The 26750-nt window shown below is 65.4% G+C and carries 21 protein-coding genes and 1 tRNA gene; 7 read left to right on the top strand and 15 right to left on the bottom strand.

Going from position 1 to position 26750, the window contains the following annotated elements:
• Window positions 1–241: 241 nt before the first annotated feature.
• The 10 genes from NV401_RS01240 to carA form a co-directional block, all read right to left on the bottom strand.
• Window positions 242–1423: a transglutaminase-like domain-containing protein gene (locus tag NV401_RS01240; RefSeq protein ID WP_315369040.1), complete on the bottom strand. Its 1182-nt coding sequence runs from the start codon at window positions 1421–1423 to the stop codon at window positions 242–244.
• 252 nt (window positions 1424–1675) lie between these two features.
• On the bottom strand, window positions 1676–2413 hold the full coding sequence (locus NV401_RS01235) for a Bax inhibitor-1/YccA family protein (protein WP_261292553.1): 738 nt from the start codon (window positions 2411–2413) through the stop codon (window positions 1676–1678).
• A gap of 128 nt (window positions 2414–2541) precedes the next feature.
• Complete coding sequence (locus NV401_RS01230) at window positions 2542–3165, bottom strand: glycoside hydrolase family 25 protein (protein ID WP_261292552.1); 624 nt, start codon at window positions 3163–3165, stop codon at window positions 2542–2544.
• Between the two features lie 147 nt (window positions 3166–3312).
• A complete protein-coding gene (locus tag NV401_RS01225; RefSeq protein ID WP_261292551.1) occupies window positions 3313–3849 on the bottom strand; it encodes a superoxide dismutase family protein in 537 nt (178 codons plus the stop codon).
• A gap of 103 nt (window positions 3850–3952) precedes the next feature.
• Window positions 3953–4531 carry a rhomboid family intramembrane serine protease gene (locus NV401_RS01220; protein WP_261292550.1) on the bottom strand — a complete coding sequence of 193 codons (579 nt, stop codon included), beginning with the start codon at window positions 4529–4531 and terminating at the stop codon, window positions 3953–3955.
• A gap of 57 nt (window positions 4532–4588) precedes the next feature.
• A complete protein-coding gene (gene greA, locus NV401_RS01215) occupies window positions 4589–5065 on the bottom strand; it encodes a transcription elongation factor GreA (RefSeq protein ID WP_261292549.1) in 477 nt (158 codons plus the stop codon).
• A gap of 76 nt (window positions 5066–5141) precedes the next feature.
• A complete protein-coding gene (gene carB / locus NV401_RS01210) occupies window positions 5142–8474 on the bottom strand; it encodes a carbamoyl-phosphate synthase large subunit (RefSeq protein WP_261292548.1) in 3333 nt (1110 codons plus the stop codon).
• Window positions 8474–8848: a ribonuclease E inhibitor RraB gene (locus NV401_RS01205; protein ID WP_261292547.1), complete on the bottom strand. Its 375-nt coding sequence runs from the start codon at window positions 8846–8848 to the stop codon at window positions 8474–8476. Before NV401_RS01205 ends, carB begins: the two co-directional genes overlap by 1 nt.
• Entirely contained in the window at window positions 8845–9264 is a 420-nt protein-coding gene (locus NV401_RS01200; protein ID WP_261292546.1) for a hypothetical protein, read from the bottom strand. Before NV401_RS01200 ends, NV401_RS01205 begins: the two co-directional genes overlap by 4 nt.
• Window positions 9261–10598 carry a glutamine-hydrolyzing carbamoyl-phosphate synthase small subunit gene (gene carA, locus NV401_RS01195; RefSeq protein WP_261292545.1) on the bottom strand — a complete coding sequence of 446 codons (1338 nt, stop codon included), beginning with the start codon at window positions 10596–10598 and terminating at the stop codon, window positions 9261–9263. Before carA ends, NV401_RS01200 begins: the two co-directional genes overlap by 4 nt.
• A 118-nt stretch (window positions 10599–10716) precedes the next feature.
• On the opposite strand from carA, the gene NV401_RS01190 reads away from it, so the two are divergent.
• The 6 genes from NV401_RS01190 (at window position 10717) to NV401_RS01165 (ending at window position 19090) form a co-directional block, all read left to right on the top strand.
• Entirely contained in the window at window positions 10717–11169 is a 453-nt protein-coding gene (locus NV401_RS01190; RefSeq protein WP_261292544.1) for a GatB/YqeY domain-containing protein, read from the top strand.
• Window positions 11170–11260: 91 nt separating this feature from the next.
• Window positions 11261–11635, top strand: a complete 375-nt coding sequence (locus tag NV401_RS01185) for an endonuclease domain-containing protein (protein ID WP_261292543.1) — start codon at window positions 11261–11263, stop codon at window positions 11633–11635.
• Window positions 11632–13542: a DNA primase gene (gene dnaG, locus NV401_RS01180; RefSeq protein ID WP_261292542.1), complete on the top strand. Its 1911-nt coding sequence runs from the start codon at window positions 11632–11634 to the stop codon at window positions 13540–13542. Before NV401_RS01185 ends, dnaG begins: the two co-directional genes overlap by 4 nt.
• Window positions 13542–15569, top strand: coding sequence for an RNA polymerase sigma factor RpoD (gene rpoD / locus NV401_RS01175; protein WP_261292541.1), 2028 nt, complete (start codon window positions 13542–13544; stop codon window positions 15567–15569). Before dnaG ends, rpoD begins: the two co-directional genes overlap by 1 nt.
• 178 nt (window positions 15570–15747) lie before the next feature.
• Entirely contained in the window at window positions 15748–18267 is a 2520-nt protein-coding gene (locus tag NV401_RS01170; protein WP_261292540.1) for a glycoside hydrolase family 3 protein, read from the top strand.
• Between the two features lie 55 nt (window positions 18268–18322).
• Complete coding sequence (locus NV401_RS01165; RefSeq protein ID WP_261292539.1) at window positions 18323–19090, top strand: SGNH/GDSL hydrolase family protein; 768 nt, start codon at window positions 18323–18325, stop codon at window positions 19088–19090.
• 58 nt (window positions 19091–19148) lie between these two features.
• On the opposite strand, the gene NV401_RS01160 is transcribed toward NV401_RS01165, so the two are convergent.
• Both NV401_RS01160 and cpdR read right to left on the bottom strand, forming a co-directional pair.
• Window positions 19149–19223 (bottom strand) — tRNA-Val (locus tag NV401_RS01160).
• 79 nt (window positions 19224–19302) lie between these two features.
• Window positions 19303–19680, bottom strand: a complete 378-nt coding sequence (cpdR, locus tag NV401_RS01155; RefSeq protein WP_261292538.1) for a cell cycle two-component system response regulator CpdR — start codon at window positions 19678–19680, stop codon at window positions 19303–19305.
• A gap of 115 nt (window positions 19681–19795) precedes the next feature.
• Between cpdR and NV401_RS01150 the strand changes: the two genes are divergently transcribed.
• Entirely contained in the window at window positions 19796–20641 is an 846-nt protein-coding gene (locus tag NV401_RS01150) for an N-formylglutamate amidohydrolase (RefSeq protein WP_261292537.1), read from the top strand.
• A 198-nt stretch (window positions 20642–20839) separates the two neighbouring features.
• Here NV401_RS01150 and lpdA read toward each other — a convergent pair whose 3' ends face one another.
• The 3 genes from lpdA to NV401_RS01135 form a co-directional block, all read right to left on the bottom strand.
• Window positions 20840–22231, bottom strand: a complete 1392-nt coding sequence (gene lpdA / locus NV401_RS01145) for a dihydrolipoyl dehydrogenase (RefSeq protein WP_261292536.1) — start codon at window positions 22229–22231, stop codon at window positions 20840–20842.
• A 126-nt stretch (window positions 22232–22357) separates the two neighbouring features.
• Window positions 22358–23596 carry a 2-oxoglutarate dehydrogenase complex dihydrolipoyllysine-residue succinyltransferase gene (gene odhB, locus NV401_RS01140; RefSeq protein ID WP_261292535.1) on the bottom strand — a complete coding sequence of 413 codons (1239 nt, stop codon included), beginning with the start codon at window positions 23594–23596 and terminating at the stop codon, window positions 22358–22360.
• 131 nt (window positions 23597–23727) lie between these two features.
• Window positions 23728–26667, bottom strand: coding sequence for a 2-oxoglutarate dehydrogenase E1 component (locus NV401_RS01135; RefSeq protein ID WP_261292534.1), 2940 nt, complete (start codon window positions 26665–26667; stop codon window positions 23728–23730).
• Window positions 26668–26750: the final 83 nt, after the last annotated feature.

Here is a 26750-nt window from a genome sequence, read left to right as displayed (position 1 = left end):
AACCGAACTTGGCGTCGGGCGATCTTGCGCCATGTTGGTTAACGCAATGCTTAGAGACCGGTTCGCCCGATATCGCATGGCAACATAGTTGGTTGTGCGTTGCAACATGCGCGTCACATTTATGCGGCGAACCGAAACCGGCGCGCAGCTACTCCCCACGACGTTTCCCAATATAGAAAGGCCCGCCACCGCTTGGGTGACGGGCCTCGTCATTTACGCATACGCAACTCGGTACAAAGACTTAGCTGGCTTTGTCGGCCTGCAATTTGGCTTCCGCATCGGCATCGAAGCCGGACGATTCGGGTGCTGCATTGTTGTGCACCGGCTGGGTCGAGGCCGGCGGGTCGGACGCATCCATCGATTCGTCGAGCCCGGCATCGAGCCGTGCATCGCTGTTTTCCGGATCGCGCTCCAGTCGCGCGGCGATCGACTTGTCCTGCCCGGCATCCTGGCGGGGATGCTGGATATGACCGGCATCGCCGCCGGCGTCGTCGGGGTTCGGCGGCGCCACCGACAGGCTGTCGAGCGCCTTCTGGTCGATCGCATTGATATCCATGCCCAATCCTCTTTCGGCTGTTCCGTTAGTAGAACGATCGTCCAACGCGCCCGTTCCGTCGCCGAGACCGCTGTCGTCATCAGCGAGCCGTTTTACCATCACCATCTGGCGATTCATCGTCGCGGTGCCGAAGACGGTCATGAACGCGATGTCGGTCGCGTCGCGCCCGACCGCCACGCGAATCAGATCATCGCAGCGCGCCATCCCGGTCGCATCGATCAGATGCCAGCCGCCGTCCAGCCACAGTTCGGCCACGGCATGGAAATCGGGCGGCGACACGCCGGGCGCATACGCCGACACGCAGCGTGCCGGAATCCCGCCCGCCCGCGCCAGCGCGACCACCAGATGCGCATAATCGCGACACACGCCGCGGCGATCGGCGAAGGTCATCAGCGCGGTGGTGATTCCGCTGCTGCTGCCCGATTGATAGGTCAGGTTCGCCTGCACCCATTGCCCGATCGCCGCTGCCAGCGCGCCGCCGGTCAGGCCGTCGAACTCGGATTGCACGAATCCTTCGAACCGCTCGGACTCGCAATAGCGGCTCGGCATCAGATAGGGCACGGCGTCGCCCGGCAGATCGGACAGATCGGTCGCCGGCAATTGCGAGAAATCCACGCCGGCACGATCGATCTTCACCACCGCCTTATAATCGACGCGGAAGCTGCCCGAGGCCTTGGCCCAGGTGCGCTGCCCGATCGCATCCTCACCCGGCACCGCACGCAGCGGCTCGAGGCAAAAGATGCGCAGGTCCTGATGCTCGAGATGCTGGTCGACCATCGCCGCCGCCTCGATCTGCAGCAGGACCTCGGCTTGATCGTCGATCCAGTAATCGAGCTCGACGTCGATCGACAGGCGCATTTCGGTCATTCCCTATTCGATTGGGGCAACAGCCCGCCACATTGATTGCCGCCATCCCGGCGAGGCCGGGATCCCTGCCACCGCCCGGACGATCGCCGCCGCGACACGATCGGACCTGCGGCACGTTGGGGGTAAGGATAGCGCTTTTCGGCGTCCCTCGCATCCGTCAAGGCGCGCAGGCGAACGGCAACCTGCCCCCATCCGGCACAAAAAAGCCCGGCGAGTTTCCCCGCCGGGCCATTGGCCGTCTCTGTCCAGCGCTTAGCTGCGGCTGGAGCCGAAGATGCGCAGGATGAACAGGAACATGTTGATGAAGTCGAGGTACAGCGACAGCGCCGACATGATCACCACGCGGCCCTCATCGGCCGTGCCGGCGACCTGCGCATACATGCTCTTGGTGCGCTGCGTGTCATAGGCGGTGAGGCCCGCGAACAGCAGCACGCCGACGATGCTGATCACCAGCGCGAGCACGCCCGACTGGAAGAACAGGTTGAGCAACGAGGCGACGATCAGGCCAACCAGGCCCATGATCAGGAACGTGCCGAACGCCGACAGATCACGCTTGGTGGTGTAGCCGTAGAGCGACAGCGCGCCGAACGATGCGGCCGTGGCGAAGAACGCCTGGGCGATCGAGGTGCTGCTATACTGCAGGAAGATCGTCGAGAGCGACAGACCCATCAGCACGGCGAAGCCCCAGAACATCGCCTGCAGCGTCGGCGTGGACATCCGCCCCTGACCGAAGCTCATGCCGAACACGATCGCCAACGGCGCGAACATGATGACATATTTGAGCAGGCCGGGGTTCATGAACACCTGCTCGGCATAGCCGGAGCGCGCGAACAGCAGCGCCACGATGCCGGTGAGCAGGATGCCCGACGTCATATAGTTGTAGACCGAAAGCATGTACGACCGAAGGCCAGCGTCGTACGCTTCCGTACGCGCACCCGCCGCCGTCGCGAAAGTCGCGCCGTTCGGACGTGGGTCAGACCAATTAGCCATTTCCAAGAAACTCCTATGCCCGGCCTCATGCCGGATACTCCTGAATATCGGGGTTGAGCGCGCGCTTTTCAAGCGATTTGGGGCACTACCCCGAGAGCAACATTTCCTTACACGCTAAGGTGATCCGATCACACGCCCCACAACTTGCGCAGTTGCACCTCGCTGCCGTTGAACTTGTCGCGATCGCACAGCCCGATGCCCTTCACGCTGTGCGGTTCGGGCCCGATCGCGCCATCGGTATATTGCCACATCGTCCAAGTCGGCCAGGCCGGCGGCACGACCGGGGTCGGCCCGTATTGCGCCAGCCAGAACCAGCAATTGGCGAGGATCGGATCCTTCTTTGTACCAAGTAGCTGCTTGATATAATGGCCCGAATAGAAGCCGGGCCACCTGCCCGTCACGTCATGCACGTGCGTCACGAAGGCGCGCGCCTCGCCCAGCGACATCGACGGACCGGTCAGATTGGGCTCGAAATCGAGCACCAGCAACGTGTGCTCGGTGGCGCCGACGCGATCGAGGAAGTTGACGGCCTGCTTGATGCCGTCACTGCCGGTGGCGAAGTGATAGGCGCCCCAGAGCAGACCCGCGGCCGTCGCCTTGGCGCGGTTCGCCTGATACATCGGGTCGCGCCCCGACTGCCCCTGCGACGCCTTGTGGATCACGCCGATAATGCCATCGGCCTTCGCCTTGGCAAAGTCGATCTTGGTGCCGTTATGATGCGAGATATCAACGACTGCGTTAAGTATTGCCATGACCACCCCCCGATACTGCGACTCGTCCAGTCGCCCGGGGGGAGGCTTAGCATAAATTCGATCACTCAACTTGGCCGCTGCGCGCCGTTACTGTCGCGCAACGGGATCATCGCCGATCGACCAGTGCCGATCGGCGATGGAATGCGACTAGGCGGCAGAGAATACGCCGCAGGCAATGCGCCCGCCGCTATTGCCCGACGGGTCGGTCATCAGATCGTCGGCTGCGGCGTGCACCACCAGCGCCGAACCATCCGCGTCGAGCAGTCCCGCCAGCGTCGCGCCCGGGATGGTGATGCCGAGCGTGCCGCGGCCATCGGTGCCGACGATGAGATTGGGCAGATCGCCCTCGTGCGGCCCCTGCGGGTTCATCGAACCATGCTTCATGCCGGTCGGGTTCCAGTGCCCGCCCGCGGTGGTGAAGTCCGGCGCGTCGCAGCGACCGACCATGTGGACATGGGCACCGTGCGTGCCCGATGGCATGCCCTTGGCGTCGATCGTGAAGCGCAGGCCGCCGGCGACTTCGCTCACGCTTGCCATGCCGACATCGGCGTTATCCGCAGTGCGCAGCATCGCCGTGGCGCGCGCCCCGCCGGCGACCGGCGCGCCGACCGTCATCTCCTGCTTGTTGCAGGCCGAAAGGCCCAAGGTCAGCAGGGCTGCCGTGCCGATGATCGCGATGCGCATGTCTGGTCTCCGATGGGGTATCCGTCTGCGAACACATACGCAGCCGCAACGGTTCCGTGAAGCGCGGCCCCGCGGTGCGACGCACGGCCAGCGCACGATCGCTTCAGGCGCGGCGATACTGCCATTTGAGCAATGGCCGCGCCAGCGCCATGCCGGCAATCAGCGCGAAGATCGGCTCGACATAACTGACCGAGAGTTCGAAATTCTGCCCGACCAGCGAAAACACCAGCTGGATGCCGAACCAGATGCCGGCAAGCATCGCGATGCGCACCGGCCGCGCCTGCCCGACGCCGATCGGCAGGCTGCGCGGCAGGCCGTACAGCATGAAGTAGCAGCCGATCATCGCGAAGAAGATCGGATCGAGCCCTGCCCCCGGGACCAACGATCCGGGAGTCAGCAGCAGGCGTCCGGCCGCGCTGGCATAAGTGCCGGCGAGCGCCACCACGCCGAGCCCCACGGGCCCCAGCGCCTTTTCGACGAACCGGCCGGTGATCAGCAGCAACACCAGATCGAACACCGCCGACAGCAGATCGCGCGGGATAAACACCGAGGCGATCGGCGACAGCCACGCCCGTATCGGGTCATCGCTCCAGCCGTTGGCCAGGAAGTCCCGCGGGATAAAGCCGTATTGGATCGCTGCGACCTGCCAGCCGATGGCGAGCAGCACCAACGCGGCGAACACCGCGAACGCGATCAGCGCATCGGTGTATCGCCCGCGGGGAAGATCGATGCCGTTCAGTTAGATGAACTCGATATTGGACACCGAATACCAGCGATCGCCGGCCGGCACCGTTACCTCGACCTCGTCATCGACCTTGCGGCCGATCAGCGCGCGGCCGAGCGGCGAATTGTACGAGATACGCCCGCCCTTCGCATCGGCCTCGGTCTGGCCGACGATCTGGTAGGTCGATTCCTTCTCGTCCTCGTCGATCAGCGTCACGGTCGCACCGAACACAACCTTGTCGCCGGTCAGATCGCGCGGGTCGATAACCTGCGCACGGCTGAGCTTATCCTCGATATCGCTGATCGAGGCTTCGATCTGGCCCTGGCGTTCCTTGGCGGCATGATATTCGGCATTTTCCGAAAGATCGCCATGCGCGCGCGCTTCCTCGATCGCGTCGACGATGGTCGGGCGCTCCGCCTTAAGCCGTTTCAGGTCCGCATTCAGCTTTTCATAGCCTTCCTGCAGCATCGGCATCTTTTCGACGGTCGCCATCCCTTTTCGTCCTTCGTCAATTGCCCCATTCGGCCGGCCCGTTTCGAGCCTGCCCGCACGTTTTGGTATGTGGGGGTTAGTTGTGCGAGTGCGAATAATAGGATTGCAACGGCCGTACTTCAAGGTCGTGGTTGGCAAGCGCCGCGATTGCGCCGGCCGCTTCGACGCTGGCCGCCGCGGTGGTGAAGTGCGGAATCTTCTGCACCAGCGCCGCCGCACGGATCGGCTGCGAGTCCTTGAGCGACTGCCAGCCCTCCGTGGTGTTGAACACCAGATCGATCGCGCCGTCCTTCATCCGGTCGACGATATGCGGCCGCCCTTGCGCCACCTTGTTGACGCGCTCGACCGCGACGCCGTTGGCGATCAGGAACGCCGCGGTGCCGTCGGTCGCGACGATGCGGAAGCCCTGTTCGGCCAGCGTCCGCGCGGCCGGCAGGATCACCGGCTTGTCGCTCGGCTTGACCGAGATGAACACCGTGCCGGTGCGCGGCAGTACAGTGCCCGCGCCGAGCTCCGCCTTGGCGAAGGCGATGGCGAAATTGCTATCGATCCCCATCACTTCGCCGGTGGACTTCATTTCCGGTGAGAGCACCGGATCGACGCCGGGGAAGCGGTTGAACGGGAATACCGCTTCCTTGACGGCGTAATAATCGATGTGCCGGTCGATCTTCGGCAGGCTGGCGAGCTTCTCGCCCGCCATCACGCGCGCGGCGATCTTGGCGATCGGCGCGCCGATCGCCTTGGCGACGAACGGCACGGTGCGCGAGGCGCGCGGGTTGACCTCGATGAGATAGACCAGGCCGTCCTTGACCGCGAACTGGATGTTCATGAGGCCTACGACCGACAAGGCATGCGCCAGCGCGACCGTTTGCCGCTCGATCTCGGCGATGATCTCGTCGGACAGCGAATAAGGCGGGATCGAACAGGCGCTGTCGCCCGAATGCACGCCGGCTTCCTCGATATGCTGGAGCACGCCGGCGACCGTAACATCCGTCCCGTCGCAGATCGCATCGACATCGACCTCGATCGCGTCGCGCAGATATTGATCGATCAGCACCGGCGAATCGCCCGACACGTGCACCGCGGTGGCGATGTAATTGTCGAGCTGTTCGAGCGAGTCGACGATCTCCATCGCGCGCCCGCCGAGCACATAGCTCGGCCGCATCAGCACCGGATAGCCGATCCGCTCGGCCGCCGCGACCGCCTCGTCGCGGCTGCGCGCCAGGCCATTGGCCGGCTGCAGCAGCCCGAGCTTGGTCACCAGCGCGGAGAAGCGCTCGCGGTCTTCCGCCAGATCGATCGCGTCGGGCGAGGTGCCGAGGATCGGGATGCCCGCCGCTTCCAGCGCGCGCGCAAGATTGAGCGGAGTCTGCCCGCCGAACTGCACGATCACGCCGACCAGTTCGCCGTTCTGCTGCTCCTTGTGGAGGATCTCCAGCACGTCCTCGGCGGTCAGCGGCTCGAAATAGAGGCGATCCGACGTGTCGTAATCGGTCGACACCGTCTCCGGATTGCAATTGACCATGATCGTCTCATAGCCGGCTTCCTCCAGCGCGAAGCAGGCATGGCAGCAGCAATAATCGAACTCGATCCCCTGACCGATCCGGTTCGGCCCGCCGCCCAGGATGACGATCTTGCGACGCGCGCTGGGCATGCTTTCGCATTCCGGCTCGCCGAAACTCGGCGCCTCGTAAGTCGAGTACATATACGGCGTCTTGGCGTCGAATTCGGCGGCGCAGGTGTCGATGCGCTTGAATACCGGGCGCACGCCGAGCCGGTGGCGCAGCGCGCGCACCTCGTCCTCGGTCACGCCGCCAGTCATCGCCACCACGGCATCGTGGATCAGCCCCGAACCGCGCGCGATGCCGCGCGCATTGCCGCGCAGATTGGCCGATTTCAGCGCGAGATAGGCAAGCCGCTTGTCGCTGAAGCCCATCGACTTGAGCTTGCGCATCCCGGCCGCCTCGATCGGCAGGCCGTGCCGGCACACCTGCTCCTCGGCCGCGATGATCTCGGCGATCCGCTCGAGGAACCAGGGATCGAACTTGGCGATCGCATGCACTTCGGCGACCGTGAAACCTTCGCGCAGCGCCTGTGCCGCGACCAGCAGACGATCCGGCGTAGCGCGGGCCAGCGCCGCCTCGATCTCCGCGCGCGGCGCGCCGGCGAGCTGCTCGACCATGTTGAAGCCGGACAGGCCGGTCTCCAGCCCGCGCAGTGCCTTTTGCAGGCTCTCATGGATATTGCGCCCGATCGCCATGACTTCGCCGACGCTCTTCATCGCGGTCGACAGCAGCGGCTCGGCGCCTTTGAACTTCTCGAACGCGAAGCGCGGGATCTTGGTCACGACGTAATCGATCGTCGGCTCGAAGCTCGCCGGCGTCGCGCCGGTAATGTCGTTGGTGATCTCGTCGAGCGTGTAGCCCACCGCCAGCTTGGCGGCGACCTTGGCGATCGGGAAGCCGGTCGCCTTGGAGGCGAGCGCCGACGAGCGCGACACGCGCGGGTTCATCTCGATCACGATCAGCCGCCCGTCCGCCGGATTGACCGCGAACTGCACGTTCGAGCCCCCCGTCTCGACGCCGATCTCGCGCAACACCGCGATGCTCGCGTTGCGCATGATCTGATATTCCTTGTCGGTCAGCGTCAGCGCCGGAGCGACGGTGATGCTGTCGCCGGTATGCACGCCCATCGGATCGACATTCTCGATCGAGCAGATGATGATGCAATTGTCGTTCTTGTCCCGAACGACCTCCATCTCATACTCTTTCCACCCGAGAAGCGACTCTTCGATCAGCACCTCGGTGGTCGGCGACGCGTCGAGCCCCGAGCGCACGATCGCCTCGAATTCCTCGCGATTATAGGCGATGCCGCCACCCGATCCGCCCATCGTGAACGACGGCCGGATGATCGACGGGAGGCCAGTGCGCTCGAGCACCGCGAAGGCCTCGTCGACCGAATGCGCGATGCCGGAGCGCGCGCTTTCCAGGCCGATCCGGTCCATCGCCTCGCGGAACTTCTGCCGGTCCTCAGCCTTGTCGATCGCCTCGGCATCCGCGCCGATCATCTGCACGCCGTATTTTTCTAGCGTGCCGTCGTTGAACAGCGCCAGGGCGGTGTTGAGCGCGGTCTGCCCGCCCATCGTCGGCAGCACCGCGTCCGGGCGCTCCTTGGCAATGATCTTGGCGACGATCTCGGGCGTGATGGGCTCGACATAGGTGGCGTCGGCGAGCTCGGGATCGGTCATGATCGTCGCCGGGTTCGAATTGACCAGGACGATGCGATAGCCCTCCTCGCGCAGCGCCTTGATCGCCTGCGTGCCCGAATAATCGAACTCGCACGCCTGGCCGATGACGATCGGCCCCGCACCGATCACGAGGATGGAGGAAATGTCGGTGCGTTTTGGCATTAATCTTGTCCGTCTTCGTCGGTGCCGTCTTCGGAGGTGCAGCCCCAGCCGTCATATTCCACGTCGTACAGCAGCTCGATCTGCAGGCAGCGGAGCGTCAGCGCCTTGATCGAGGCTTCGTCGGCGGCCTGTTCGCAGCCGAGGAACAGCGACATTTCGCCGTCTTCGTCCTCTTCGCGCTCGATCACCGTGAAACCCAGTTCGGCGGCATGCTGCTCGAGCCGATCGAGCGCCTTGTCGTCGCCGCGGAAGCTGACATCGACCGGCCGGACGATCTCGGCAATGTCGCCATTCTCGCGCAGGCTGGCGAGCACATCCTTATCCGCCGCCCATTCCTCGGCGAGGCGCTCGGGGGAAACATCGGGAAGGGTCATCGTATCGGCTCCAAACCATCGGTTTCACCAAGCAGCGCGACGAGATCGACATCCGCGAGCCTTGGCTTGACCACAGCCGATCCGCACTGCTTTGTGGCCATCTTGATCTGCTCGTCGATCATCACGCGGAGCAGCTTCGCACGCGCGGGCGACTTCAGCATGGCTGCGCCGATATAGCCCGCTGCGGGATCAATCGCACAGCCAGCTACCCGAACGACGATCGCCAGTTGTGCAGCGTCGCGCTCAAGCTCGACCGTCACCGCGCCGGGAAGCGTTGCCCGGCACAATGCCTTGGGCACGCCACCGAGATTACCGTCGCGGTAGCAACGCCCACGCCAATCCCCGTGAGCAAACCCGCCAGGCATGGTAGCACTGCCCGCTTGCAGCCCAAGCGCCAGAAGAAGCGCGATGATCACGCCGCCACCTTCAAGCTACCGACGAATTTCTCGAACAGATACAGGCTGTCCTGCGGGCCCGGGCTCGCCTCGGGATGATATTGCACGCTGAACGCGGGGCGGTCGGTCAGTTCGAACCCGGCATTGCTGCCGTCGAACAGCGACACGTGCGTTTCGCGCGCGGTGTCCGGCAGGCTCTCGCCGATCACCGCGAAACCGTGGTTCATGCTGGTGATCTCGACCACGCCGTCGGCCAGCCGCTTGACCGGATGGTTGGCGCCGCGATGGCCCTGAAACATCTTGGTGGTGCGCGCGCCGACCGCGAGCGCGAGCAGCTGGTGCCCGAGGCAGATGCCGAACAGCGGGATCCGCGTTTCGAGCAGTCGCTGGATCACCGGCACGGCATACACGCCGGTCGCCGCGGGATCGCCTGGGCCATTGGACAGGAAGATGCCATCGGGCGCGAGCGCCATCACCTCGTCATAGGTCGCGGTGGCGGGCAGCACGCTGACCTTGGCGCCGGCGGCGGCGAGATTGCGGTAGATGTTGCGCTTGGCGCCGTAATCGATCGCGACGACGTGGGGCTTCTCTTCTCCCCTCCCGCTTGCGGGAGGGGTTGGGGGAGGGCCTGTCACATTGTCGGACGGGGCGGTTGCGGACATGCCCTCCCCTAGCCCAGTTTCAGGTGAACGATGCCCCACATCGTTCAGGTCAGGCTGGGAGCCTGACCGACCTGAAACTCGCACGCGGGAGGGGGATGCCCCGTACCCAAAGCCCAGCCGCCAGATGCCGCCTTCCCAGCCGTAATGCGTCTCGGTCGTCACGTCCTTGGCGAGGTCCATGCCCTCAAGCCCCGGCCAGGCGCGCGCCTTTTCCAGCAGCGCGGGGATATCGAAATCGCCCGATGCCGAATGCGCGATCACCCCATTGGGGGCCCCGCCGACGCGGATGCGCTTGGTCAGCGCGCGCGTGTCGATCCCGGCAAGGCCGATCCGCCCATGCTTGGCCATCCATGCGTCGAGCCGCTCGACCGAGCGGAAATTGCTCGGCTCGGTCACGTCCTCGCGCACGATGATGCCAAGCGCGTGCGGGTCGTTCGCCTCGAGATCGTCCGGATTGGCACCGACATTGCCGATATGCGGGAAGGTGAAGGTCACCATCTGCCCGGCGAAGGACGGATCGGTCATCACTTCCTGATAGCCGGTCATCGCGGTGTGGAAGCAGACTTCGCCCACCGCATCGCCCTCGGCGCCGAAGCCCCGCCCCCATGCCACGTCCCCGGTCGACAGCACCAGCACCCCGGTCGCGCCCTCCGGAACCTTGGCAGGCATGGCAATAGGCTTGGCGTCGGCCATGTCGGCGGGCACTCCATTTGGTTGTCGATGTCGCTAAGCGGCGTTGGCTAGAGACGCCGACGGGATGCGTCAATCGCTTAAACCGGCTAGACGGCGCCCACGACAAAAAGGACGTAGAATGATTCGAGACGACATCAAGGCCGCGCAGATCACCGCAATGAAGGCCGGCGACAAGGTGACCCGCAATGCCGTCAGCCTGATCCAGGCCGCCGTGAAGAACCGCGACATCGAGGCGCGCACCGGCAAGGCCCCCGAGAGCGACGACGCGCTGGTGATCGAAGTGCTGCAGAAGATGGTCAAGCAGCGCCGCGAATCGATCGACATGTATGTGAAGGGCGGGCGCCAGGAACTGGCCGACGCGGAGACCGCCGAGGTCACCGTGATCGAACGTTTCCTGCCGCAGCAGATGGACGAAGCGCAGACGTCGGCGGCGATCGAGGCGATCAAGGTCGAGCTGGGTGCTGCCGGCATGAAGGACATGGGCCGCGTGATGGCGGAGCTGAAGGCGCGACACGCGAGCGAGCTCGACATGAGCAAGGCGAGCGGGCTGGTGAAGGCGGCGCTGGCGTAAGATGGGGGAGCGCCCCCTTCTTCCCCCCTCCCGCTCGCGGGAGGGGCCGGGGGTGGGCTCCCGGTTCCGGCTGGGCCGACCGACGGCAGAAGTGCGCGCGCTGCGAAACAATCCGACGCTGCACGAAACGATGCTATGGTTGCAGCTCAAGGGCGGCCGCCTGGGCGGGCTGAAGTTCAGCCGGCAGATGCCGATCGTTGGATATCGCGTCGATTTCGTGTGTCGATCGAGGAAGCTGGTGATCGAACTGGACGGCAGCCAGCATGCCGAGGCGATGCAATACGATGCCAACCGAACTCAGGCGATCGAGCAGGCCGGCTACCGCGTCATCCGATTCTGGAACAACGATCTAACGAGCAACATGGACGGCGTGCTGGAGACGATACTGGCGGCAGCGGCGGAAACGAGCCGCGCGCCCACCCCCCAGCCCCCTCCCGCAAGCGGGCAGGGGGAGCAGAAGGCATGACTCTCTCCCCGCAATTCCTCGACGAGCTGCGCAGCCGCACGTTGCTGTCCACGCTGATCGGCCGCACGACCAAGCTGCAAAAGGCCGGGCGCGAGTTCCGTGCCTGCTGCCCGTTCCACAATGAAAAGACGCCGAGCTTCTACGTCAACGACGACAAGGGCTTCTACCATTGCTTCGGCTGTTCGGCGCATGGCGACGCGATCCGCTGGATGACCGATCAGCGCGGCCTGCCGTTCATGGATGCGGTGAAGGAACTCGCCCAGGCCGCGGGCATGGAATTGCCGGCGATGGACCCACGCGCGGCGGAGAAGGCCGAGGCCGCCAAGGGACTGCACGAGGCGTGTGCCGATGCCGCGCGCTGGTTCACCGATCAGCTCAACGGCATCGCCGGCGCCGAGGCGCGCGGCGTGCTGGAGAAGCGCGGAATCCGGCAGGAGACGGCGCGCGCCTTCGGGCTCGGCTATGCCCCTGATTCGCGCGGCAAGTTGAAGGACGCGCTGAAGGACTATGGCGATCCGCTGCTGATCGAGGCCGGGCTGCTCATCTCGGTCGAGCAGAAAACGCCGTACGATCGCTTCCGCGGCCGGCTTATGATCCCGATCCGCGATCCGCGCGGGCGCACCGTCGCGTTCGGCGGGCGGATCATTGGTGAGGGAGAGCCGAAATACCTCAATTCCCCTGAGACGCCGCTCTTCGACAAGGGCCGCACGCTCTACAATCTGGATAAGGCCGGCCCGGCTGCGCGGAAGACCGGCCGCGTGCTCGTGGTCGAGGGCTATATGGACGTGATCGCGCTCGCCCAGGCCGGGTTCGAGGAGGCGGTCGCGCCCTTGGGCACCGCGCTGACCGAAGCACAGCTCGAACGGCTGTGGCGGATGAGCGACGTGCCGATCCTGTGCCTCGACGGCGACAGCGCCGGGCAGAAAGCCGCGATCCGCGCCGCGCACCGCGCGCTGCCGATGCTCGGGCCCGGCCGCAGCCTCGCCTTCGTCACGCTCCCGCAAGGCCAGGATCCCGACGATCTGGTCCGCGCGAAAGGCGCGCCGGCGTTCGAGGCGTTGTTGAAGAGCCCCGACCCGCTGGTCGACAAGCTGTGGGCGCACGAGCTTGCCCTCGAGCCGCTCGACACGCCGGAGCAGAAAGCCGGCTTCAAGCATCGCCTCAACGAGCTTGCCGGGCTGATCGTCGATCAGAACGTGAAGCACGAATATATCGCCGAATTCCGCCGCCGCTTCGACGATCTCTATGCCCGCAAGCGCGAACCGTTCCGCCCCTTCACGCCGCAGCCGCGCAGCGCGCGCAAGCAGGGCCAGCCGTGGAAAGCCCCGCCCGGGCCGGTCGGCGAAGGCGTGAAAGGCGTGCGCGCGGGCGGGATCGATCGCATTCTGGCCAAGGCTGTGCTCGCCGGGCTGATCCGGCATCCGGCGGAAATCGCCCGCCATATGGAAGTGCTGGGAAGCCTCAAACTTGCCGATGGCGCGCTCGGCAATCTGTTCGAAGCAGTGGTCGATCTCGCGGTGGAAGATGCGCATGCGGGAAAGATGCTTGATAGTGACGGCCTCCTCACCATATTGGCGGCATCTGGATTTGATATAATCGCGCATGATCTGTTGCGGGCCGATCAATTATCCTGCTCGTTCACACAGAAGGATGCGGAACCGATACAGGCGCGCGAAGACCTCGACGAGGCGATCGCGATCCTGGTCTCGCGACCGGAAGTGGATGCGGCACTGGCCTATGCGACGGCAGAAATGCAGGCGCGCTCGACTGACGCGACGTTCGATTGGGACGCGGCGTTCGAACGGCAAGTAGCGCTGGTGAAGGAACAACAGGCGCTCGACGCTCGGCTTGCCAATCTGGTGCAGGCGAACGAAGACGCCAGGGTATTTAGTGCTGAGGGCAATTGATGGCGAAGACCGACATGGCGGATACTGCCGAGACGACCGAAACCGGCGATGCACCGCTGATCGACCTGAACGACGCGGCCCTGAAGAAGGTGATCGCGCGCGCCAAGAAGCGCGGCTACATCACCTATGATCAGCTCAACGAAGCGCTGCCGCAGGACGAGACGTCCCCCGACAAGATCGAGGATTTCAGCGCCGCGCTCAGCGAAATGGGCATCAACATCGTCGAGAATGACGAAGCTGGCGAGGAAGGCGACGAGAAGCCCGCCGACGAGGACGAGGTCGAATCGGTCGACGCATCGGACGACGGCCCGCAGCAGCTCGACGTAAAGAAGAAAGAGGTCATCGATCGCACCGACGATCCGGTGCGCATGTACCTGCGCGAGATGGGGGCCGTTGAGCTTCTGTCGCGCGAAGGCGAGATCGCGATCGCCAAGCGGATCGAGGCCGGCCGCGACACGATGATCCTGGGCCTGTGCGAATCGCCGATCACGTTCAACGCGATCATCGACTGGTCGACCGCGCTCAATGAAGGCACGATGCAGCTGCGCGAGATCATGGATCTCGACGCGATGCTGTCCAAGGACCCGGCGCCCGAATCGCTGACCGATGACGAAGAGGGATCGGGCGAGATCAGCGAGAAGACCGCTGGTCCGAGCTTCAAGGAAGAGGAAGAGCCCGAGGAGGCGCCCGCCGAGGAAGAAGACGATTCGATGCAGGAGCGGCGCACGCCGCGCCCGTCCGACGACGAGGAGGAGGACAACACGCTCTCCCTCGCGCAGATGGAAGAGCAGCTGAAGCCGATCGCGCTCGAGCGCTTCGCCAGCATCACTGCGCTCTACAAGAAGTTCAGCAAGGTGCAGCAGTCGCGGCTCGACGCGATGAGCGGCGGCGGCGAACTGAGCGCGGCCGACGAGCGCAAATATCACAAGCTGCGCGAGGAACTCACCGCCGAGGTCGAGAGCGTTCAGTTCCACAACGCCAAGATCGAATATCTCGTCGATCAGCTTTACGCGTTCAACCGGCGCCTGACCGCGCTGGGCGGCCAGATGCTGCGTCTCGCCGAGCGCCACAAGGTGCCGCGCAAGGATTTCCTCGATCGTTATATCGGGCATGAGCTCGACGAGCAGTGGATCCCGAATCTCGGCAAGCTCGACAAGAAATGGACTGCGTTCGTCACCAACGAGAGCGACTCGGTCGATCGTATCCGCAACGAGATTTCGGAAATCAGCCAGGCGACCGGCATGTCGCTCGGCGAGTTCCGACGCATCGTCAACATGGTCCAGAAGGGCGAGCGCGAGGCGCGCATCGCCAAGAAGGAAATGGTCGAAGCGAACCTGCGGCTCGTCATCTCGATCGCCAAGAAGTACACCAACCGTGGCCTGCAGTTCCTGGATCTCATCCAGGAGGGCAACATCGGCCTGATGAAGGCGGTCGACAAGTTCGAGTATCGCCGCGGCTACAAGTTCTCGACCTATGCGACCTGGTGGATCCGTCAGGCGATCACGCGCTCGATCGCCGATCAGGCGCGCACGATCCGTATCCCGGTGCACATGATCGAGACGATCAACAAGCTGGTCCGCACCAGCCGCCAGTTTCTCCACGAGCAGGGCCGGGAGCCCACGCCCGAGGAAATGGCCGAGCGCCTGAGCATGCCGCTCGAGAAGGTGCGCAAGGTGATGAAGATCGCCAAGGAGCCGATCAGCCTCGAAACGCCGATCGGCGACGAGGAGGACAGCCACCTCGGCGATTTCATCGAGGACAAGAACGCGATCATCCCGGTGGATGCCGCGATCCAGGCCAACCTCAAGGAAACCGTCACCCGGGTTCTGGCGTCGCTGACCCCGCGCGAAGAGCGCGTGCTGCGCATGCGGTTCGGGATCGGCATGAACACCGATCACACGCTGGAAGAAGTCGGCCAGCAATTCTCGGTGACGCGCGAGCGCATCCGCCAGATCGAGGCGAAGGCGCTTCGGAAGCTGAAGCATCCGTCGCGCTCGCGCAAAATGCGGTCGTTCCTAGACCAATAAGCGCGGCACCGACGCACGGCGCCAGCATTCTCGTTGCTGGCGCCGTGGCTGTCGCCGACCAGTGCGGCGACGGGCAACGATCCTTCCCTACCAAATTCGGTTGCCCGGCCCCCGCCGGTAGCGCTAACGTCGCCGCAATAAGGCGGATCGCGAATCCGCTGTCGATGGGGAGAGCGAGATGGCGATGGGTTTCACGGCGTTCACGATCGCGCTGCTGCTGCAGTCGACGGCAGTTCCCCTCACCGCCGGCACGCCGACTTCCATCGCCCATCCCGAGCTTTGGCCGACCGCCGCGGCGCGCCCGGTGCGCGACCCCAAGGTCGAGGCGCGGATCGACGCGCTGATCAGGCGCATGTCCGTCGCCGACAAGGTCGGCCAGCTGATCCAGGTCGATATCGCCAGCATCGAGCCCGCCGATCTCAAGACCTACAAGCTGGGCTCGATTCTCAACGGCGGCAATTCCGGCCCCGGCGGCAACGATCTGGCACCGCCGATCGCCTGGCTGACGCTGGCCGATGCCTTTTACGACGCCTCGATGATCCGCAACGATGGCCGCCCCGCTATCCCGGTCATCTGGGGCACCGATGCGGTGCACGGCAACAACAACATTCCAGGCGCCACGCTCTTTCCGCACAATATCGGCCTGGGCGCCGCGCGTGACCGCGATCTGATGCGTGAGATCGGCCACGTCACCGCGATCGAGACTGCGGCGGCCGGCATCGACTGGACCTTCGCGCCGACGCTGGCCGTGGTGCAGGACGATCGCTGGGGTCGCACCTATGAAAGCTATTCGGAAGAACCGGCAGTGCAGGCGGATTATGCCGGCGCGGTGATCGAAGGCGTGCAGGGCAAGGTCGGCACGAGCGAGTTCCTCGCGCCCGACCGCGTGATCGCCACGACCAAACACTTCCTGGGCGATGGCGGCACCGGCGGGCGCGATCAGGGCGATGCGCATATTCCCGAAACGGTGCTGCGCGACGTACATCTCGGCGGTTATCCGGCCGCGATCGAGGCCGGCACGCAAAGCGTGATGGCCAGCTTCTCGAGCTGGAATGGTGCCAAGATGCATGGTCACAAGAGCCTGCTGACCGGCGTGCTCAAGGATCGCCTGCACTTCGATGGCTTCGTCGTCGGCGATTGGAACGGCCACGGCCAGGTCGAGGGCTGCACCAACGAAAGCTGCGCCGCGGCGATCAATGCCGGGCTCGACATGTTCATGTATTCGGGCAGCGCCTGGAAGACGCTGTACGCCAACACGCTGCGCCAGGCGCAGTCCGGCGAGATATCCGCCGCCCGGCTCGACGATGCGGTGCGCCGCATCCTGCGGGTGAAGATCCGCGCCGGCACGTTCGATCGCGGCCGTCCGTCGTCCCGCGCGCTGGCCGGCAAGATGGAACTGATCGGCGCTGCCGAACACCGCGCGATCGCCCGGCGCGCGGTGCGCGAATCCATGGTCCTGCTCAAGAATGACGGCGTGCTGCCGCTCAAGCCGTCGGCCAACATCCTGGTCGCCGGCGCCGGTGCGGACAGTGTCGCGCAACAGGCGGGCGGCTGGTCGCTGACCTGGCAAGGCGGCGGCACGACCAATGCCGACTTCCCCAATGCCGAGACGATCTGGTCGGGCATCGACCGCGCGGTGAAGGCCGCGGGCGGCACCGCGACGCTGTCGCCCGATGGCGCGTTCGCCAGCAAGCCCGATGCGGCGATCGTCGTTTTCGGCGAGGAGCCGTATGCCGAGTTCAAGGGCGATCGCCCGACGCTCGAATATAGCGCCGACGACAAGTCCGATCTCGCGCTGCTGCGCAGGCTGAAGGCGGCCGGCGTGCCGGTCGTCGCGGTGTTCCTGTCGGGCCGCCCGCTCTGGGTGAATGCCGAGCTCAACGCCTCGGACGCGTTCGTCGCGGCGTTCCTGCCCGGCAGCGAGGGCGGCGGCGTGGCGGATGTGCTGTTCCGCGCCAGGGACGGCGCCGTGGCGCACGACTTTACCGGCAAATTGAGCTTTTCCTGGCCCAAGCGGCCAGATCAATATGTGCTCAATCGTCGCGATCCCGGCTATGATCCGCTGTTCGCCTACGGTTATGGCCTGAGCTACGCCAAGCCGGGCACGGTACCCACGCTCGACGAAGCGCGTCCGGCGGGGCTCGCTGCCGCCGCGAACGGCACGCTGTTCGGCAAGGGCCGCGTGCCCGAAGGCTGGTCGCTGACGCTGGTCGAGCTGGACCAGTCGAAGGTCCGGCTGCTCGGGCCCAGCGCAACCACCGCGACGCAGCGGCTCACCGTCTCGGCGGTCGATCGCCGGCGCCAGGAGGATGCACGCCGCCTGGTCTGGGCCGGTGGCCCGGCTGACGCCCGGGTCGAGGCGGATCGCCCGCTCGATCTCACGCGCGAAAGCAACGGCGAGCTCAGCCTTGTCGTTGATCTGCGCGTCGACCGGGCGCCGAGCACTGCCGTCAGCCTCGGCATGGTCAGCAATGATGGCAAGGCCGTCACCGTGCCGATCACCAAGACGCTTGCCGCGGCGGCGCCCGGCGTATGGCAGCAGGTGATCGTGCCGCTGCAATGCTTCGCCAATCGCGGGATCGACATGGCGCACGTCACCGCGCCGCTGGTGATCGCCACGAGCGGCACGCTGGGCCTGTCGCTCTCCGACGCACGGATCGATTCGGCGCCGGTGCCGATGACCCGGTGCGGCGATTGACCGCTACGCCCCGCAGGCGCACCTCTATCGCTGACCCGCAAGACAGGACCGTTCGATGATTGCCACTCGCTTCCTGCTCGCCGCCGCCTTGTCGATCGCGCTGCCCGCCCACGCCGATCCGACGGCCGAGCAAAAGGCGCAATGGGCCAGGGAAACGGAGGCGCGCCTGCACACCGATTGGGCCTATCTCGACCGCTACCGCGCGGCCAATGCCGCCCTGCCTGCGCCCGTCGCCGGCCAGCCGCGCATCGTGCTGCTCGGCGATTCGATCACTGAAGGCTGGTATGCAAAGGCCCCGGCATTCTTTGCTCCGGGGCGCATCGGGCGCGGGATCAGCGGGCAGACCACGCCGCAGATGCTGGTGCGCTTTTCCGCCGACGTGATCGCGCTGCGCCCCGCGGTGGTCCAGATCATGGCCGGCACCAACGATATCGCCGCCAATACCGGGCCGATGACGCCGGAGGAGAGCAAGGCCAACATCCGCGCCATGACCGAGCTGGCCCAGGCGCACGGCATCCGCGTGATCCTCGCGTCGATCCCGCCGGCGGATAGCTATCCGTGGCGCCCCGGCCTCGACACGGGCAGCAAGATCGTCGCGATGAACACCTGGCTCAAATCCTATGCCGCGGCGACCGGCTCGATCTATGCCGATTACTGGACCGCGCTGGCCGAACCGGGCACGCTGGGCATGCGCGCAGGCCTGTCCTCCGATCATGTCCATCCCACGCCTGCCGGCTATGCCGTGATGGCGCCGGTCGCCGAGCGCGCCTTCAAGGCCGCGCTTGCCCGCCCCGCCCCAAGGCGTGCCGTCATCGCCCGCTGAGCGCTCTCGCCAGAAACAGAAAAGGGCCGCTAACTCGACGAGTTAGCGGCCCTTTTAATGGTGGGCGTGGCAAGGATTGAACTTGCGACCCCTGCGATGTCAACACAGTGCTCTACCACTGAGCTACACGCCCACGTCGCTGCGGCGAACCGTAGCGAGGGGCGGGCTTTAGCGAAGCCTTTGCCGCTGCGCAACCCTTGCCAGACGCCGCATCAGATATTGCCGCTGGCATGTTCCATTTCGAACATGCGATCGACCTCGAGCACCAGATCGCGCAGGTGGAACGGCTTGGACAGGACACGTGCCTGGGGCATCGATTTGCCGGCCTTCAGCGTCACCGCCGCAAAACCGGTGATGAACATCACGCGCAGGTCCGGCACCATTTCGCCGGCGCGCTGCGCCAGTTCGATGCCGTCCATTTCCGGCATGACGATATCGGTCAGCAGCAGATCGAAATGCTCGCTTTCGAGCAGCGGGATCGCCGCCGTGCCGCGATCCACCGCGCTGACCGCATAGCCGGACCGTTCGAGCGCACGCGAAAGATATTCGCGCATCACCGTGTCGTCTTCGGCCAGCAATATTCTGATCATGCGTGTAAGCCATCCGAGTTTTACGAGACGCCTGATCTAGCGCAAAGCCCTTAAGAAACTCCAGCCTCGCATGACGATTTGCCGCCGCCGCGCGGCTTGCATAGGGTGAATGACGATGCTGCGTCCCCCCTCCTTCGATCTTCATGGCACGCTGGCGCCGGTCAGTCCGGTGATCGTTTCCGTGCCGCATGCGGGGCGGGATTATTCACTGGCGCTGCGCGCGGCGCTACGCGTGCCGGTGGAGGCGCTGCGGCCGCTGGAAGATCGCCACGTCGACGCGCTGGCGCTGGCCGCGCGGACGACCGAAACCATGCTGGTCCAGCGCCGCGCGCGCGCCGGGATCGATCTGAACCGCGCCGAGAATGAGCGCGATCCCCATATCGATGGCGGCGCCGATCGACGCGCGCTGGGCTTGCCCTCGGCCAAGCTGCGCGGCGGCCTGGGGCTCATCCCGCGGCGCATCGCCGGTGCCGGCGAATTGTGGCGCCGCAAGCTCGACAGCGAGGAGGTGACGGCGCGGATCGCCGAGGACCACCGCCCCTATCATGCCGCGCTGCACGCCGCGCTGGAGCGTGCCAGGGCAACGTTCGGCGTAGCAGTGCTGCTCGACGTGCATTCGATGCCCTCTCTGCCCGATGGCGCGCAGATCGTGCTCGGCGACCGATTCGGCAAATCGGCCGCGGCGCGGTTCGTGTCGCGGCTCGAATCCGAGACGATGATCGCTGGCCTGCCCTGTGCGCTCAACATGCCCTATGCCGGTGGGCATATTCTCGAGCGCCACGGCGCGCCGGCCCGCGGGATCCATGCAATTCAGGTGGAATTCGATCGCGCGCTGTATCTCGACGCCGCGCTCGATGCGCCGGGCCCGGGGCTGGCGGCAACGGCGCGGCTGCTGCGCCGCATGATCCTGGCGCTGGCCGACGAGGCGCTGGCCGCGCCGACGCAACTCGCCGCCGAGTAACCCAAAAAAAAACCACCCCGCGCTTTCGCACGAGGTGGCCAAGGTTCAGGGAGGAGCTCACCTAAAAGGTGAGCAGCAAGACCCGCGAAAGGGGGGGACACGAGCCCTGCCAAACCGATATAGGAAAGGCGTTTTCGCGCTTCAAGAGCGTTTTATCAGCGACTGCGATAAAAATGCCGCGGTGCGCTGCACGCCGTCTCAGACGTGGATCGCCTTGCCGCGCACCGCCATCGCCGCTTCCTTGATCGCCTCGGAATGCGTCGGATGCGCATGGCAGGTATAGGCGATGTCTTCCGACGTCGCACCGAATTCCATGCCCAAAGCTGCCTCGGCGATCATCGTGCCGGCCGGCACGGCGATTGCCCAGACGCCGAGCACCCGATCGGTCTTGGCGTCGGCGATGATCTTCACGAAACCGTCGGGCTCGTGATTGGTCTTGGCGCGGCTGTTGCCCGCCATCGGGAACTTGCCGACCTTAACCTCGCCCTTCTCGCGCGCCGCTTCTTCCGTGAGGCCGACGCCGGCGATCTCGGGCCAGGTATAGACGACACTCGGGATCACGTCGTGGTTCACGATGCCGGTGAGGCCGGCGATGTTCTCGGCAACGGCAATGCCCTCGTCCTCGGCCTTGTGCGCGAGCATCGGCCCCGGCACGACGTCGCCGATCGCCCACACGCCCGGCACCGTGGTCTGGAAGCGATGATCGATCTCGATCTGCCCGCGCTGGTTGGCGGTGAGACCCGCTTTGTCGAGCGCCAGGCCATCGGTGTTGGGGCGGCGCCCGATCGACACGAGCACGCAATCCGCCTCGATCGTCGTCGCCTCGCCGCCGGCGGCGGGCTCCAGCGTCAGCGTCGCCGTCTCGCCCGACACGGCAACCTGCGTCACCTTGGTCGAGAGCACGAACTCGATGCCCTGCTTCTTGAACATCTTGTTCGATTCCTTGCGAATCTCGCCATCGAAGCCGGGCAGGATCTGATCGAGGAACTCGACACAGGTCACCTTCGCGCCCAGGCGGCGCCATACGCTGCCGAGCTCGAGGCCGATCACGCCGCCGCCGATCACGACCATGTGCCGCGGCACGCGATCGAGCTCCAGCGCACCGGTCGAATCGACGATCACCTTCTGGTCGATCGTCACGCCGGGCAGCGGGGTGACCGATGAGCCGGTGGCGATGACGATGTCCTTGGCGGTGACGGTACGCTCGCCGACCTGCACGGTATGCGCGTCGACGAAGCTGCCGCGACCCTTGATCCACTCGACCTTGTTCTTCTTGAACAGGAAGGCGATGCCGCCGGTCAACTGCTTGACCGCGTCGAGCCGCTGCGCGTGCATCTGCGGCAGATCGAGCTCAGGCGTGACCTTGATGCCCATCTTGGCCATCGTGCCGTTGGCCGCGGCATCGAAATATTCGCTCGCGTGCAGCATCGCCTTGGACGGGATGCAGCCGACATTGAGGCAGGTGCCGCCGAGCGTCTCGCGGCTCTCGATGCAGGCGGTGCGCAAGCCCAGCTGCGCCGCGCGGATCGCCGCGACGTAGCCGCCGGGGCCCGAGCCGATGATGAGGACGTCGAAATCATAGTCAGCCATTGTCATCTCCACCCTGGCGCACGCCGGGGTCCAGTTGCGGGACGGATATGGTGAGCACCGCGCCCGATTACATCTGCCGTCCCAACTGGCCCCGGCGTTGGTCTCTCGCCAGGGTGGTGCTGGGACTTATAGGTCGATCAGGATCCGCGTCGGATCTTCGATTGCGTTCTTGAGCGCGACCAGGAACGTCACCGCCTCACGCCCGTCGATCAGGCGGTGATCGTAGCTCAGCGCGAGATACATCATCGGGCGGATCACGATCTGCCCGTCGACCACGACCGCACGGTCCTCGATACGGTGCAGGCCGAGCACGGCGGACTGCGGCGGGTTGATGATCGGGGTCGACATCAGCGAGCCGAACACGCCGCCGTTGGAGATGGTGAAGGTGCCGCCCTTCATCTCGTCCATCTTGAGGCTGCCATCCTTGGCGCGACGGCCGAAATCGCCGATCGTCTTCTCGACCTGCGCGACCGACATCTGATCGGCATCGCGCACCACCGGCACGACCAGCCCGCCCGGCGACGACACCGCGACCGAGATATCGGCATAATCGTGATAGACGATCTCATCGCCCTCAATCGAGGCATTGACGCTGGGGATGTCCTTCAGCGCCATGCACGCGGCCTTCACGAAGAAGCCCATGAAGCCGAGCCGCACGCCGTGCTTCTTCTCGAACAGATCCTTGTACTTGGTGCGCGCCTCGATCACCGCAGTCATGTCGACGTCGTTGAACGTCGTCAGCAGCGCGGCGGTGTTCTGCGCTTCCTTGAGGCGCTTGGCGATCGTCTGGCGCAGCCGCGTCATGCGCACGCGCTCTTCCTTGCGACCGGTCGAGGCGGCGACCGATGCGGCAACCGGCGCCTCAGGAGCAGCCGGCGCGGGCTTGCTGCTCGCGGCCGTGGCGACGTCGTCCTTGGTCAGGCGGCCGTCCTTGCCGGTGCCCTTGACGGTCGAGGGATCAACACCGTGTTCGAGCACCGCGCGGCGCACCGACGGCGACAGCGCGGCCGGGCCATCGCTCGGCGCCGCCGGCGCCTGCTGGCCGGCGCTGTCGGCGGGGGCCGCCTGTGGTGCAGGCGACGCCGTTACGGCGGGCTGCGGCGCAGCGGCCGCGGCGGGCGCGCCATCACCGGCATCGATCGTCGCGATCATCGCGCCGACCAGCACGGTCTCGCCGACCTGTACGGCATGGGCGCCCATGATCCCGGCGACCGGGCTCGGCACTTCGACCGAGACCTTGTCGGTTTCCAGGCTGGCGATCGGCTCGTCGGCTGCGACCTTGTCGCCGGGCTGCTTGAGCCATTCGCCGAGCGTCGCTTCGGTGATCGATTCGCCCAGGACGGGGACTGTTACTTCGGTTGCCATATCTAATCCGCCTTCTCGTTCCCCGGCGAAGGCCGGGGCCCAGTTCCGCAACGTCGATTGGTCGAGCGCTGCGCTAAGTTACATCCACCATCGCGACTGGACCCCGGCCTTCGCCGGGGAACAGCCAGTGTTCAGTTCTTCTGCGTGCGGCGAATTTCTTCGCGCACGTTGTGCCCGAGCGCATCGGCGATCACCGCCGCCTGCTCCACCTGGTGGCGCCGCATCAGACCGGTCGCGGGCGACGCCGATGCCGACCGCCCGGCATAACGCGGCCGCTGCACCGCACCTCCCGCCTCGACCAGGCAGGCTTCGAGGAACGGCTCGACAAAGCTCCACGCGCCCATGTTCTTGGGCTCTTCCTGTGCCCAGATCACCGCTTCGAGGTTGGTCAGTGCCTTGAGGCGCTTGACCAGCGGCTCACCCGGGAACGGATAGAGCTGCTCGATCCGCACGATCGCGGTGTTGGTGTCGCCCGCCGCATCGCGCGCCTCGATCAGGTCGTAGGCGATCTTGCCGGTGCACAGCACGAGCCGCTTGACGTTCTCCGCGGCCGGGGCCGAGGGATCGCTGAGCAGGCGGCGGAAATGGCTGTCGCCGGTAAAATCGGCGGCCTGCGAGACGGCCAGCTTGTGGCGCAGCAGCGATTTCGGCGTGAACACGACGAGGGGCTTGCGGAAGCTGCGATGCATCTGCCGGCGCAGCAGGTGGAAGTAATTGGCCGGCGTGGTGCAGTTGGCGACCTGCATATTGTCCTGCGCGCACATCTGCAGGAAACGCTCCGGCCGCGCCGAGCTATGCTCCGGCCCCTGCCCTTCATAGCCATGCGGCAACAGCATCACCAGGCCATTGGCGCGCAGCCACTTGGCCTCGCCGCTCGCAATGAACTGATCGATCATGATCTGCGCGCCGTTCATGAAGTCGCCGAACTGCGCCTCCCACAGCACCAGCGTCTTCGGGTCGGCCAGCGCATAGCCATATTCGAAGCCGAGCACGCCATATTCGGACAGCGGGCTGTCGAGCACCTCGAAGCGGCCATGCTCCATCGTCTGCAGCGGCACGTATTTGTGCTCGTCGGTCTGATCGACCCACACCGCATGACGCTGGCTGAACGTGCCGCGGCCCGAATCCTGCCCCGACAGGCGCACGCCATAGCCCTCCGACAGCAACGCGCCGAACGCCAGCGCTTCGCCGGTCGCCCAATCGAAATTAGCGCCCGACTTGAACATCTCGCGCTTGGCATCGAGCACGCGGTTGAGCGTCTTGTGGACGGTCAGCCCCTCCGGCACCGTGGTCAACGTGCGGCCGAGCGAATCGAACAGCTTCTGCTCGATGCCCGTGTCGACACTGCGCCGTGCGGTCTCGGCATCGGCGGGCGCATGCAGGCCGGACCAGCGCCCGGCGAACCAGTCGGCCTTGTTCGGCTTGTAGTTCGCGCCCGCCTCGAACTCGCCTTCCAGCAAGGTCGTGAACTGCTTGATATTCTCGTCGATCCACGCGCGATCGACAATCTTCTGCTCGATCAGCTTGGCGGCATAGACTTCGCTGACCGGGGGATGCTGGCGGATGCGATCATACATCAGCGGCTGCGTGAAGCTCGGCTCGTCGCCTTCGTTATGGCCGAAGCGGCGATAGCACCACATGTCGATCACCACGTCGCGGTGGAATTTCTGGCGGAACTCGATCGCCATCTTGGTGGCGAAGGTCACCGCCTCGGGATCGTCGCCATTGACGTGGAAGATCGGCGCCTGGACGCCCTTGGCGACATCCGACGGATAAGGCGAGGAGCGCGCGAATTGCGGGCTGGTAGTGAAGCCGATCTGGTTGTTGATCACGAAATGGACGCAACCGCCCGTATTGTAGCCGCGGATGCCGGAGAAGCCGAAGCATTCCCACACGATCCCCTGGCCGGCGAACGCCGCATCGCCATGGATCAGCACCGGCAGCGCCGCCTTGTGCTCGGTATCGCCGGCGATCGTCTGGATCGCGCGGACCTTGCCCAGCACGACGGGGTCCTCGGCTTCGAGATGCGAGGGATTGGCGACCAGCGACATGTGCACGCTGATCCCGTCAAACTCGCGGTCGGTCGAGGTGCCGAGGTGATATTTCACGTCGCCCGATCCGGCCACGTCGTCCGGGTTATCCGATCCGCCGCCGAATTCGTGGAAGATGATGCGGAACGGCTTGGCCATCACATTGGTCAGCACGTTGAGCCGGCCACGATGCGCCATGCCGAACACGATCTCGTTGACGCCCATCTGGCCGCCATATTTGATCACCGATTCGAGCGCCGGGATCATGCTCTCGCCGCCGTCCAGCCCGAAGCGCTTGGTGCCGACATATTTTCGGCCGCAGAATTTCTCCCACTGCTCGGCCTCGATCACCTTGTTGAGGATCGCCTTCTGGCCCAGCGGCGTGAACTCGATTGCCTTGTCCTTGCCTTCCATGCGGTCCTGCAGGAAGCGGCGCTCCTCGACGTCCGAGATGTGCATATATTCGAGGCCGACATTGCCGCAATAATTGGCGCGCAGCGTGTCGACCAGCTCGCGCACCGTCGCCCATTGCAGCCCCATCGTGCCGCCGAGATAGACCGGGCGATCGATGTCGGCTTCCGAGAAGCCGTGATATTCGGTCTTGAGATCCGCCGGCAGCTCACGCGTCGGCTTGAGCCCCAGCGGATCGAGATTGGCGGCGAGATGCCCGCGCACGCGGTAGGTACGGATCAGCAGCATGGCGCGGATCGAATCCGCGGCGGCCTTGGCGATCGCCTCCTGGCTGGGGGCGGCGGCGGGCGCTGCAGCGGCCGCCGGCTTGGCCCCGCCACGCGCGGGCTTGGGCGCAGGCTCCATCTGTGTCGGGTCGAGCGCCGCGGTCAGGTCATCGGTGCTGCTCAGCGGCCAGTTGGGCTGTTCCCAGCTCGGCCCCTGCGCGGCGCCTTCCAGCCCCTCGAACCAGGTCCGCCAGCCCGGCTCGACGCTCTCGGGCGAGTCCTTGAACCGCGCATACAGCGTCTCGATGAAGGCCGGGCTCACGCCGCCGGCAAAATCCGCGAAATCCTGGCCTTCATAGCCCATCGTCTTCTTCCTTTTACCCCTCTCCCATTGGGAGAGGGAGGGGCCCAAGCGAAGCTTGGGAGGGTGAGGGTGACGTGGTGACT

The sequence above is a fragment of the Sphingomonas hylomeconis genome, from assembly GCF_025370105.1.
In the GTDB taxonomy this organism is placed as follows: domain Bacteria; phylum Pseudomonadota; class Alphaproteobacteria; order Sphingomonadales; family Sphingomonadaceae; genus Sphingomonas; species Sphingomonas hylomeconis.
Note: the sequence above shows the minus strand (reverse complement) of the source record. Positions and strands in the feature narration are given on the sequence as shown.